At 18.3% G+C, this 12,766-nt stretch carries 11 protein-coding genes; 2 read left to right on the top strand and 9 right to left on the bottom strand.

The window, feature by feature from the left end:
- Nucleotides 1-103 precede the first annotated feature (103 nt).
- Entirely contained in the window at nt 104-694 is a 591-nt protein-coding gene (locus D9V81_RS01510; protein ID WP_158349547.1) for a YhgN family NAAT transporter, read from the bottom strand.
- A gap of 214 nt (nt 695-908) precedes the next feature.
- Here D9V81_RS01510 and asd point away from each other — a divergent pair, with 214 nt between their 5' ends.
- Entirely contained in the window at nt 909-2,018 is a 1,110-nt protein-coding gene (asd, locus tag D9V81_RS01505; protein ID WP_158349546.1) for an aspartate-semialdehyde dehydrogenase, read from the top strand.
- A 17-nt stretch (nt 2,019-2,035) separates the two neighbouring features.
- Here the strand turns inward: asd and D9V81_RS01500 are convergent, their stop codons facing one another.
- From D9V81_RS01500 to prfB, 8 genes are all read right to left on the bottom strand, one after another.
- A complete protein-coding gene (locus D9V81_RS01500; protein WP_187306083.1) occupies nt 2,036-2,260 on the bottom strand; it encodes a sulfurtransferase TusA family protein in 225 nt (74 codons plus the stop codon).
- A gap of 26 nt (nt 2,261-2,286) precedes the next feature.
- Nucleotides 2,287-3,213: a hypothetical protein gene (locus D9V81_RS01495; RefSeq protein ID WP_158349544.1), complete on the bottom strand. Its 927-nt coding sequence runs from the start codon at nt 3,211-3,213 to the stop codon at nt 2,287-2,289.
- Between the two features lie 3 nt (nt 3,214-3,216).
- Nucleotides 3,217-5,769, bottom strand: a complete 2,553-nt coding sequence (gene leuS / locus D9V81_RS01490) for a leucine--tRNA ligase (RefSeq protein ID WP_158349543.1) — start codon at nt 5,767-5,769, stop codon at nt 3,217-3,219.
- Between the two features lie 114 nt (nt 5,770-5,883).
- The gene (gene ybeY / locus D9V81_RS01485) at nt 5,884-6,336 is read right to left on the bottom strand and encodes an rRNA maturation RNase YbeY (RefSeq protein ID WP_158349542.1); all 453 of its coding nucleotides are present in this window, start codon (nt 6,334-6,336) and stop codon (nt 5,884-5,886) included.
- A 19-nt stretch (nt 6,337-6,355) separates the two neighbouring features.
- On the bottom strand, nt 6,356-7,684 hold the full coding sequence (gene miaB / locus D9V81_RS01480; protein ID WP_158349541.1) for a tRNA (N6-isopentenyl adenosine(37)-C2)-methylthiotransferase MiaB: 1,329 nt from the start codon (nt 7,682-7,684) through the stop codon (nt 6,356-6,358).
- A 69-nt stretch (nt 7,685-7,753) separates the two neighbouring features.
- Nucleotides 7,754-9,022 carry a diaminopimelate decarboxylase gene (lysA, locus tag D9V81_RS01475; RefSeq protein WP_158349540.1) on the bottom strand — a complete coding sequence of 423 codons (1,269 nt, stop codon included), beginning with the start codon at nt 9,020-9,022 and terminating at the stop codon, nt 7,754-7,756.
- 20 nt (nt 9,023-9,042) lie between these two features.
- Nucleotides 9,043-10,542, bottom strand: a complete 1,500-nt coding sequence (lysS, locus tag D9V81_RS01470; protein WP_158349539.1) for a lysine--tRNA ligase — start codon at nt 10,540-10,542, stop codon at nt 9,043-9,045.
- A gap of 11 nt (nt 10,543-10,553) precedes the next feature.
- Complete coding sequence (gene prfB, locus D9V81_RS01465; RefSeq protein WP_158349538.1) at nt 10,554-11,636, bottom strand: peptide chain release factor 2; 1,083 nt, start codon at nt 11,634-11,636, stop codon at nt 10,554-10,556.
- A gap of 140 nt (nt 11,637-11,776) precedes the next feature.
- Here prfB and ygfZ point away from each other — a divergent pair, with 140 nt between their 5' ends.
- Nucleotides 11,777-12,733, top strand: a complete 957-nt coding sequence (gene ygfZ / locus D9V81_RS01460; protein ID WP_158349537.1) for a tRNA-modifying protein YgfZ — start codon at nt 11,777-11,779, stop codon at nt 12,731-12,733.
- The last annotated feature ends 33 nt before the right edge of the window (nt 12,734-12,766 follow it).

Genomic DNA, 12,766 nt, shown 5'->3' with positions numbered 1-12,766 from the left:
TATTTTTTAAATTTTAAAATTAATATTTTATATTATGTATTATATTTAAAAATATTTTTATATTTAAATTTTTTATTTGTATTATAATATAATTAATTATAATTTATAATTTACACCATGTTGTAATTCCATCAAGAAACATTTGTGTAGATAACATAATTAATATTAATCCCATTAATCTTTCTAAAGCAATTATTCCTTTTGGTCCTAAAAATTTTAAAAATGTTCCTGATAATAAAAGAATAAATACAGTAATACTCCATGCAATAAATAAAGATATTGATAATGATATAATTTGATTTGAAAATTGATGAGATAATAACATTAATGTTGCTAATAATGATGGTCCAGCTACTAAGGGTATTGCAAGAGGTACTAAAAATGGTTCTGTTAAATCAATTTTTTTATCATTTATTTTATCATCTGGAAAAATCATTTTTATTGCTATTAAAAATAATATAATTCCTCCAGCTATTGAAACTGTCTCAGGTTTTAAATCTAATATTGATAATGTTTTTTCTCCAGCTAATAAAAAAAAAAACATTATTCCTAATGCAATAATCATTTCTCTTAATAGAACAATAAATTTTCTTTTTGGTGTTAAATGTTTTAAAATAGACATTACAATTGGTAAATTTCCAAGTGGATCCATTATTAATATTAATAATATAGTAGTAGAAATCATTTCATTCATTTTAATTATTCCATTTTGAATAATGTTAATATAAAATATTTTAATTATTATAAACAATAATATTATAAAAATATATATTTAATATTAAATAAATTATATTATATTTATAATAAATATAAATATTTAAAATATATAAAATAAAATTATATATTAAAAAATACAATATAATAAGTGTATTATTATATTTATATATTATTAATGGAGAATATATTTTATGAAAAAAACTATTGGATTTATTGGTTGGAGAGGAATGGTAGGTTCTGTATTAATACAAAGAATGATTGAAGAAAATGATTTTGAAAACATTAATCCTATATTTTTTTCAACATCCCAACCTGGTAATTTAGGTCCAAATATTATAGGTAAAAATAAATTACAAGATGCTTATAATTTAGAATTATTAAATACCATGGATATTATTATATCATGTCAAGGAGGAGAATATACTAATTTTATTTATAAAAAATTAAGAAAATTAGGTTGGTTAGGATATTGGGTGGATGCTGCTTCTTCGTTAAGAATGAAGGATGATTCTATTATTGTTTTAGATCCAATTAATTTACAATCTATTTATTCTGGTATTAATAATGGAAAAAAAACTTTTGTAGGTGGTAATTGTACTGTTAGTTTAATGTTATTGGCATTAGGTGGATTATTTTTTAATAATTTAGTTGATTGGATTACTTTTTCTACATATCAAGCAGCTTCTGGTGCTGGATCTAAAAATATTTTAGAATTAATAAAACAAATGGGATATTTATATAATTCTGTTTCAGACGATTTAAATTCTGTAAATATTTCTATTTTAGAAATTGAAAAAAAAATCTCAAAATCTATTAAAGAAAAAAATTTTCCAATAAAAGAATTTTGTGCTCCTCTTGCAGGAAATGTATTACCCTGGATTGATTATGCTTTAAAAAATAATCAAACTAAAGAAGAATGGAAAGTTCAAGCTGAAGCAAATAAAATACTTGATACAAATAAACTTATTCCAATTGATGGAACATGTGTTCGTGTTGGAACATTTCGTTGTCATAGTCAATCATTTATTATAAAATTAAAAAAAGATTTATCATATTCTAATATTATACAAATTCTTCAAGAACAAAATCATTGGGTTAGAATTGTTCCTAATAATTTTCAATCAACAATTAATTTATTAACACCTATGGCTATAACAGGAACATTAAATATTTCTGTAGGTAGAATTAGAAAATTGAATGTACATTCTAAATTATTATCTATTTTTACTGTTGGTGATCAATTATTATGGGGAGCAGCAGAACCAATACGTAGAGTATTAATGATTTTAATTAATACTTAATTTATAAATTTTATATTTTATTTTTTTTGAATAAAAAATTGATATGGTTTATTATTTATTTTTTTTTTAATTAATTTATATTTCATAAATTTACAAAATAAAGGTATATCCCATTTTGTAGAAATATCATTTGAAAGAATTAGTATTATATTTTTTTTATGGATATTTCTTATTATTTTCCTTACCATAATAATAGTATCTGGACATTTAAATTTGGTTAAATTAAATATTTTTAGTAACATATATTTTTTATTAAATATAATTTTTTTTAAAATAATAAAATTAATGTTTTTAAATATTGCCATATTAATGGATTATTTTTATTTTTTTTATTATTTATTTCTATTTTAGTTAAAATATTAAAAATTTTATATATTTTTATATTATGATTTTTATAAATATAATTTTTATTTATATGTAAATAATATATTAAATTATTTTGTATAGCTCTTAATAAATAAGATATTTTATAATTTGTATTTTTTAATAAATTTAATGTTTTTATTGCTTTAATTTTTTGTTTGGAAAATAATAAGAAAATCCAATTTTTAATATTCGATGTAATATTTTTATTTAAAATTGTTTTAACATGTTTCATAGTAATAATTTGATCATAACTATTTAGACTTAATACTTCTAATATTTTAAATAAAAATAATAAATTATTTTTATATATTTTTGATAAAAAAATAATGATTTTAGATGTTAAATTTAAATTCATTTTTTTTATTTTTTCTTGAATCCATATTTGAGTTTCTAGTTCTGTAAGATATGGACAATCAATTATTAAAAATTTATTTAATTGAATAATTTTTTTAAAAAATATAATATTATTTTTATATTGTATTTTTATAAAATTCAATAATAATATTATATTTTTATTTTTATATTTTAAAATATTTTTTAATGTATATAAAATATAATTATTTATTTTTTTTATATATATATTAATTAACAATAATTTTTTTTTTTTAAATATATCTTTTTGTTGATATTCCCGATATATTTTATTCCAATCAATATTAGATGTAATTTTAATTTTAATTAAATGATATAATTTTTTTTTTAAAAAAAAATTTAATATTTTTTTTTTGATTTCATAAGCAATAAAAAAATTATTTTCTAAAATACAATAATAATGTATTTTATTTAATGATATCTTATTTAATATATTATACTTTATATAAGAATTCATAATTTATATGATTAGATTAATTAATTTATTAGGTATGTATATTATTTTTTTAATTTCTTGGATTTTTAAAATACTTGATATTTTTGATTTTTTATATAATATATTTAATATTGTTTGTTGTGTAGTATTATTTTTAATTATTAAAATATCTTTTTTTTTCCCATTCACCTGAATTATAAAATTAATATTATTTTTAATAATATATTTTTTATCATATTTTGGCCACTTTTCATAATCAATAATTGTATTATTATTCATTTTTTTCCATAATATAAAACTAAAATGTGGAGTAAATGGATATAATAATTTTAAAATGATATTGATTGTTTTTTTTATAAAATTATCATCATTTTGTATAATTTGACTAAAAATATTAATGAATTTCATAATTTCAGATATTGCTGTATTAAAAGATTGTCTATTTTCTATATCTTGTGAAACTTTTAATATTGTTTGATTTAAAATATATTTAATTTCTTCTATTTGGTATTTTTTTTTATTATTATTTAAATTAGTAACATTATGAATATAATTATAAACAATAGTCCATATTTTTTGTAAAAATCTATACATACCTTTTACACCAGATTCATTCCATTCTATATTTGATGTTACTGGGGCAGAAAACATAATAAATAATCTTATAGTATCAGCTCCATATTTTTTAATCATTAATTCAGGATCTATACCATTATTTTTTGATTTTGACATTTTTATCATTCCAGCATGAATAATTTTATAAATATTATTTGATATAATATTTTTTATTTTTCCATGCTTATTTTTTATAATTTTTATATTTTCTTTTGAAATCCATATTTTTTTTCCTGTATTATCAATATAATAAAAAGCATCAGACAATACCATACCTTGACATAATAATTTTTTTGCTGGTTCTGGATAATTTACTAAATTTAATTCATATAATAATTTGTGAAAAAATCTAAAATATATTAAATGCATAGTAGCATGTTCAATACCACCTATATATTGATCAATTGGTAACCAATAATTTGCTGCTTTTTTATTTATCATACCATTATATTTTGGAGCAGTATATCTAATATAATACCATGAAGATTCTATAAAAGTATCAAATGTATCTGTTTCTTTAATCATTGAAATATTATTAATTGTAATTTTTGACCAATTTTTATAAATTTCTTTGATATTTTTAAAATCACTCATATTTTTAATTTTTGGCGGTAATATTGGTAATTTTTTATTTGGTATTAAAATAGTATTATTTTTATGATATGCTACAGGAATTGGAGTTCCCCAATATCTTTGTCGTGATATGCCCCAATCTTGTAATTTATATTTATTTTTTTTTTTAATAATATTTTTTTTATTTAATAAATTGAAAATTTTTTTTTGAGCAACAGTACTATTTAATCCATTAAATTCATATGAATTAAATAAAATTCCAGTATTTTCTATAGGATAATCATCAATATTAGGTATAATATTATTGTCTTTTAAAATAACAAATTTATTTTTTATGTTATATTTTTTTGAAAATTCCCAATCATATTTATTATGTCCAGAAAAAGATATTTTACTATTTACATCATATTCTAAATTAATATAATTTGTAATCCATATTGGAATTTTTTTTTTTGTAATAGGATGAATAGCATATCTTGAAATTTTTTTTCCTAAATATTGTATTTTTGAATATTCATAATTTTGATTTACATTATAGGTATTTTTAATAATATTTTGTACTTCATTTGAATTTAATTCTTTTTTTGCTAAATCATGTAATGGAGATATTGATATATATGTTATTCCAAATAATAAGTCTAATCGTGTAGTATATGTTTTTATTTTTTTATTAGTATTAGTAAGTTCAAATTGAATTTCGAATCCTTTAAATTTTCCAATCCAATTTTTTTGCATTTTAATAACTTTTTTAGGCCATTGATTTAATAAATTTAAATCTTTAAGTAATTTTTCGGCATATTTTTTTATTTTAATAAACCACTGAGGTATTATTTTTGTAATAATTTTACTTTGACATCTCCAACATGTTCCATTAATTACTTGTTCATTTGCTAATACTGTTTTATCTTTTGGACACCAATTAATAAGCGAAGTTTTTTTATATATTAAATTTAATTTATATAATTTTTTAAAAAACCACTGCTCCCATTTATAATATTCTGAATCACAAGTAGTAATTTCTCTATCCCAATCATAACTAAAACCTAATTTTTTTAACTGTTGCTTCATATATTTAATATTAGTATTTGTCCATTTAGATGGAATAATATTATGTTTAATTGCAGCTTCTTCAGCAGGTAAACCAAAAGCATCCCATCCAATAGGATGTAATACATTTTTTCCAATCATTCTTTGATAACGAGCAATAACATCACTAATAGTATAATTTCTAACATGTCCCATATGGAGTTTTCCAGACGGGTATGGTAACATAGCTAAACAATAATATTTTATTTTGTTTTTATTTTCAAAAACTTTAAATGTTTTATTTTTTTCCCAATATTCTTGAACAATAAATTCTAATGTATTTGGATCATATGTTTTTTGCATTTGTGATATTATTTTAATTTTATAAAGTTACAATTTATATTTAATATATTAATTTTTAAAAAAACTATTTATATTTTATTTAATATAATATTTTTTATGTTAAAAAAATATTTTTTAATTTATAAAATATGGATTTTTATATCCTATTTTTTTCATTATTTTAATTTCTATTTTTTCCATAATATTTTTTTGAAATTGATTATTATGATGATACCCTATTAAATGTAATGTTCCATGAATAATAATATGAGCCCAATGTGATTCTATATTTTTATTTTGTATTATTGATTCTTGTTTTATTATTTTTGGACAAATAATTAAATCTCCAAGTAATAAATAATTATTTTTTTTAAAATCTTTGTATTCAAAAGATAATATATTAGTTGGTTTATTACAATTTCTATATTTAAAATTTATCTTTTTTATTTCTGATTCATTTACTATTCTTATAGTAATTTCAGAGTTTTCTTTTAAAATATTTTGTATCCAATTTTTTATTTTTTTTTTTTTTGGAATAAAAAATTTTAATTTAGTATTTATTTGTATATGTAATTTTAATTTTTTCATATTATATAATTATATTATATTATATGCATTGTCCTTCTAAAAATTTTTTATTTTTATTAATAATTTTTACTTTAATAATTTTTCCAATCACATTTTTTTGACTATAAAAAATAACTGTTCTATTATTTTCTGTTTTTCCTAAAAATTGATTATTTTTTTTATCAAAAATATTTTCTACTAATATTTTTTGAGTACTATTAATCATTTTTTTACTCCAATTTAATGTTTGTATTTTTATTTGTTTTTGTAATATTTTTAATCTATTTTTTTTTTCAAATATACTAATATTATCCTTTAATTTAGATGCAGGTGTCCCAGGTCTAGAAGAATATATAAAGCTAAAACTCATATCAAAATTAATTTCAGAAATAATTTTCATTGTTTTTTCAAAATCTAATTGTGTTTCTCCAGGAAAACCAACTATAAAATCAGAACTAATTTGTATATTTGGACGAGCAATTCTTAATTTTTGAATTATATTTTTATATTTTTGAATTGAATATGGTCTTTTCATTAATTTAAGAATTTTATTTGAACCACTTTGTATTGGTAAATGTAAAAAACTTACTATTTTTGGTATTTTAGAATACATTTCAATTATATCATCAGTAAAATCCATAGGATTACTAGTTATAAATTTTATTCTTTTAATTTTAGGAATAAGAGCAATATCATTTAATAATTTTGCAAATGTATATTTTATATTATTTTTATCAATATATTTATAAGAATTTACATTTTGTCCTAATAATTGTATTTCTCTTATTCCATTTTCTGATAATAATGAAATTTCTTTTATTATATCATAAAATGGTCTACTAATTTCTTTACCTCTAGTATAAGGTACAATACAAAATGAACAATATTTATTACATCCTTCCATAATAGAAATAGATGCTGAATAATTTTTATACATAGGTTGTATTATATTTTTAAATTTTTCTATTTTAGGAAAGCTAATATCTATAATAAATTTATTTTTTTTGATTTTTTTTTCAATCATTTCTGGTAATCGATGTAATGTTTGTGTTCCAAAAATAACATCTATAAATTTAGCTCTTTTCAGAATTTTTTTTCCTTCTTGATTTGCAACACATCCCCCAACAGCTATAATGATATTTTTATTTTTATTTTTTATTTCTTTCCATCTTCCTAATTGATGAAATAATTTTTCTTGTGCTTTTTCTCTTATAGAGCAAGTATTTAAAATTAAAATATCTGCTTCATAAAATATTTTTGTAAAAATATATTTTTTTTTTTTTAACATATTAGAGATGATTAATGAATCATATTCATTCATTTGACATCCCCATGTTTTAATATAAAATTTTTTTTTATTATTATTCATTTTTTTATTTTCTTAATTTTAGTAAATAATAATATTATATTAATATTTTTTTTATTAAATATAAATTTTTTAAAATAAAATATTTTTTTTATTTGCCTCAATTTCTAATTTTAATAATTCTTGTATTGTTTGTTTTTTTCGGATTATTTTTGGAATTCCATTTTCAAATAAAATTTCTGGTATTAATGGTCTACTATTATAATTTGAAGACATAGAAGATCCATAAGCTCCAGTATCATGAAAAATAAGATAATCTCCGATTTTTACATTTGGTAACTTTCTTTCTATTAATTCTCCATTTTGATCTTGGGTAAATACATCTCCTGATTCACATAGAGGTCCTCCTATTACTACTTTAATTGTATTCTTATAATTTATAATTCTTTTATCTTTTGGTATAATTGATATATAATGATAACTTCCATATAACACTGGTCTCATTAAATCATTAAATCCTACATCAATTAAAATAAATATCTTTTTTCCAACTTTTTTTATTTCATATATTTCAGAAATTAAAATTCCACAATTCCCTACTAAAAATCGTCCTGGTTCAATTTCTAATTTAATTGCGTTTTGAAAATGTTTAGATATATTATTTCTGGCATTATTCCATAATTCAAAATAATTATCAATATTAATTGGTATGTCATTTTTTTTGTATGGTATAGATAGTCCTCCGCCTGCAGAAATATATTGAATATTTTGATCTAATTTAATTGCTTCTTTAACCATAGCATTGCATACATTTTTTAAATGTTTATAATTTACTCCTGATCCTATATGCATATGTAATCCTACTAAATTTAATTTATATTTTTTTATTATTGATATTGCTAATTTTGAATTCCAAATTCCATGTTTACTATTTTCACCTCCTGTATTAGTTTTTTTATTATGTCCATGACCAAATTTTGGATTAATTCTAATCCATACTCGATGTCCTGGAGAGTGTTTTCCTAATTTTTTTAACATATGTAAAGATCCAGCATTAACTGTAATTTTGAAATCAATAATTTTATTTAATGTTTCATGATCAATAAGATCAGAGGTAAATATAATTTCATCATTTTTTGTTTGAAATCCTGACGTTAATGCTCGTTCTATTTCTCCTAATGATACTGCATCAACATGAACTTTATATTTTTTCATAATTCTTAATATATGAATATTTGAACAAGCTTTTTGTGCAAAACGAATAATGTCAAATTTTTTTAATTTTTTAATTTGTTCTTTTATAATATCTGCATCATAAATCCAAGTTGGTCCATATATTTTTTTTAATTTAGGTAATATAGTTTTAATATTTAGTAATTTTGTTTTTTTAAAAAAATTCATTATATTTATCCATAAAATGATTAAATTATTGGTTTTAATGTTGGAAATAATATGACATCTTTAATATTTTTTTGATTAGTCATAATCATAATTAATCTATCAATTCCAATTCCTAAACCTGCTGTAGGTGGCATACCATACTCTAATGCTTCTATATATTCTGAATCATAGAATGATATTTTATTTTTTAATTGATTTTTATTATTAGTTTGTTTTAAAAAACGTTTTTTTTGATCTTTAGGATCATTTAATTCTGAAAATCCGTTCCCTATTTCCATACCTCCTATAAAAAATTCAAATCTTTCAACAATTTTTTTATTATTATTTTTTTTTCTAGCTAATGGAGATACTTCAGTTGGAAATTCTGTAATAAAAGTTGGTTGAATTAATTTATTTTCTGTAGTTTCTTTAAATATTTTTACTATAATTTTTTCAATTGTCCATTTTTTTTTAATTGGAATATTATATAATTGAGTAATTTTTTTTATCTTATTTATATTATTTAATTCATTTTTTTTAATATTTTTATTATAATATAAAATAGCATTTTTCATAGTTAATATTTTAAATGGTTTATTAATGTCAAAAATATATTCTTGATACTTAATTTGATAATTTTTATTAATTTTTTTTGTTATATTTTTTATTAATTTAATTATAAATTTCATTAAATCTTTATAATTTGCATAAGCAATATAAAGTTCCATCATAGTAAATTCAGGATTGTGTTTTTTAGAAATACCCTCATTTCTAAAATTTCTATTAATTTCATATATTTTTGTAAATCCACCAATAATTAATCGTTTAAGATATAATTCTGGAGAAATTCTTAAATACATATTAATATTTAAACTATTATGATGTGTTATAAATGGTTTTGCATTTGCTCCTCCTGGAATATTTTGCATCATAGGTGTTTCAACTTCAATAAATTTATTATGATTCATAAAATTTCTAATGATATTTAAAATTTTTGATCTTATTATAAAATTTTTCATAATATTTTTATTAGATAATAAATCTAAATATCTTTTTCTATATCTAATTTCTTGATTATGTAACCCATGAAATTTTTCTGGTAATGGACGTAATGATTTTGATAAAAGTATAATTACTGAGCAATAAATGGATAATTGTTCTGTTTTTGTTTTAAAAATTTTTCCTTGAACTGCTACAATATCTCCAATATCCCATTTTTTAAATTCATTATTGTAAAATTCAGAAGATATTTTTTTTTCTGTAACATAAATTTGAATTTCTTCAAGTAATTCTCGTATTATAATAAATGAGGCTTTCCCCATAATTCTTTGTTTTATAATACGACCTGTAATATTAAAATTAATGTTTATTTTAAGTAATTCTTCTTTTGTATAATTAATATATTTTTTATTAATTTTTTTAATTGTAATATTTGATTTAAAATTATTTGGAAAATTAAATTTATTTTTATATATTTTTAAAAATTTTTTTTTTCGAATTTCAAATTCATTACTTTCATTAATTTTTTTTTTATATAACATAATTTTATTTTTTATAATCCTATTTTTAAACTTGATTCAACAAAAATATCTAAATTACCATTTAAAACTGATTGAATATCTCTTGTTTCAATTCCTGTTCTTATATCTTTTATACGAGAATGATCTAAAATATATGATCTAATTTGATTACCCCATCTAATAGATGATTTATTATTTTCAATATTTTTTTTTTCTTGATTTTTTTTTTTTAATTCTAAATTATATAATTTATATTTCATTTGTTTTAAAGCATGTTCTTTATTTTTATGTTGAGAACGTTCATTTTGACATTGAGTAACTGTAGATGTTGGTAAATGTGTAATTCTTACTGCTGATTCTGTTCTATTAACATGTTGCCCTCCTGCCCCCGAAGAGCGATATACATCAATTCTAAGATCAGATGGATTAATTTTTATTTTTATTGCATTATCAATTTCTGGATACACAAAAGCAGAACTAAAAGATGTATGACGTCGATGTCCTGAATCAAATGGACTTTTTCTAATTAATCTATGAATTCCAGTTTCAGTTCTTAACCATCCAAATGCATATTTTCCAATAACATGAACAGTAGCTGATTTAATACCTGCTATTTCTCCAGATAATTTTTGAATAATTATTGTTTTAAATCCTTTTTTTTCTAACCATTTTAAATACATTCGTAATAACATTTTTGACCAATCTTGTGCATCTATTCCTCCAGAACCAGATTGTATATCAATATAACAATTACAATTATCATATTTTTTTTTAAAATGATTATTATTTATTATTTTTTTAATATTTTTTTTTATGTTTTTTAATTCTATTTTGATATCATTTAAAATACTATGATCATTTTCTATAATAGATAATTTTAATAATTCTTGAATTTCATATATTTTATTTTTTATAATATTTATTTTTTCTATAATTTTTTTTATTTTAAATATTTTTTTTTTATTTTTTTGAATATTAATATTATTATTTATATTATTTTTTAAAAAATTTTTTTTATTATAATATTTTTTATGTTGAAGATTTATTTTATTTTTTATTTTTTTTATTTTTTTTATTATTTTATTAATTTTTTCATTATATATATTAATTATCATAAATATTTAACCCTATTTTTTTTAAAAATTTTAATTTAAAATAATAATTTATTAATATTTTATATTATTAAAATAATAAATTTTATATAATAATTATTAAATAAAATTTAATTTTTTAAAAAATTTTAGTATTATTTATTATGAAAAAAATATATTTTGATAAATTGTTAAAAAATAAATGTTTTTTTGAAATTTTAAAAAAATGGTCTTTAATAAAAGTTTTTGGATTGGATAGTACTCAATATCTTCAATCTCATATTACTATCGATATTTTGAATTTAAATAATAAAAAACATATGTTATGTGCAAATTGTAATTCTCATGGTAAAGTTCAAAGTGTATTACAATTATTTAATTATAAAAATGGATATGCATATATTCAAAGAAAAAGTATTTGTAAAATTCAAATGAATGCATTAAAAAAATATTCAGTTTTTTCAAATGTTACAATTGAAGAAGATAATAATTATTTTTTATTGGGAATATTTGGAAAATATGTTAGAACAATATTATCTTTATATTTTTGTAATCTTCCACATAGTAAAGAATCAATTATTTTTGATAAAAATATAATTATATTATGGTTTGGTGGTTCTAATGAACGATTTTTATTAATATTAAAAAAAAAAAAATTAGAAGAAATAAAATTATTTTTATTAAAAAAAAATATTTTAAATTTAAAAAATGCCTGGTCATATTTACATATAAAATCAGGAATACCAATATTAGAATATGAAGTATTTAATAAATTTTTTCCTCAAGAAATAAATTTAGATTTATTGGAAGGTATTAATTTTAAAAAAGGATGTTATTGTGGTCAAGAAATGATTTCTAAAATACATTTTAGAAATTTAATTCATAAAAGATTATATTGTTTAATTGGTACTACAAATTTTAAAATTAATATTTTTTCTTTTATAGAAATTTATGATGGTTATTTTTGGAAAAAAGTTGGTAATATTATATATTCATTACATATTAAAGATAATTTATTTTTAATACAATGTGTTTTATATAAAAAAAAACTTAATGGTAATTCATTTCGTATTACTACTGATATAAATAGTAAATTTTCTATGTTTAAATATAATTATTAATTTTTTAAAAAAATATATTTTACTATATGAATA

Origin of the sequence: Buchnera aphidicola (Therioaphis trifolii), from assembly GCF_005080705.1 — a bacterium.
Classification (GTDB): Bacteria; Pseudomonadota; Gammaproteobacteria; order Enterobacterales; family Enterobacteriaceae; genus Buchnera_L; species Buchnera_L aphidicola_X.
Note: the sequence above shows the minus strand (reverse complement) of the source record. Positions and strands in the feature narration are given on the sequence as shown.

Bases quoted from the DNA above. Each gene is read 5' to 3' on its own strand.
- D9V81_RS01510 (WP_158349547.1), bottom strand. From the start codon at position 694: ATGAATGAAATGATTTCTACTACTATATTATTAATATTAATAATGGAT.
- asd (WP_158349546.1), top strand. From the start codon at position 909: ATGAAAAAAACTATTGGATTTATTGGTTGGAGAGGAATGGTAGGTTCT.
- D9V81_RS01500 (WP_187306083.1), bottom strand. From the start codon at position 2,260: ATGTTACTAAAAATATTTAATTTAACCAAATTTAAATGTCCAGATACT.
- D9V81_RS01495 (WP_158349544.1), bottom strand. From the start codon at position 3,213: ATGAATTCTTATATAAAGTATAATATATTAAATAAGATATCATTAAAT.
- leuS (WP_158349543.1), bottom strand. From the start codon at position 5,769: ATGCAAAAAACATATGATCCAAATACATTAGAATTTATTGTTCAAGAA.
- ybeY (WP_158349542.1), bottom strand. From the start codon at position 6,336: ATGAAAAAATTAAAATTACATATACAAATAAATACTAAATTAAAATTT.
- miaB (WP_158349541.1), bottom strand. From the start codon at position 7,684: ATGAATAATAATAAAAAAAAATTTTATATTAAAACATGGGGATGTCAA.
- lysA (WP_158349540.1), bottom strand. From the start codon at position 9,022: ATGAATTTTTTTAAAAAAACAAAATTACTAAATATTAAAACTATATTA.
- lysS (WP_158349539.1), bottom strand. From the start codon at position 10,542: ATGTTATATAAAAAAAAAATTAATGAAAGTAATGAATTTGAAATTCGA.
- prfB (WP_158349538.1), bottom strand. From the start codon at position 11,636: ATGATAATTAATATATATAATGAAAAAATTAATAAAATAATAAAAAAA.
- ygfZ (WP_158349537.1), top strand. From the start codon at position 11,777: ATGAAAAAAATATATTTTGATAAATTGTTAAAAAATAAATGTTTTTTT.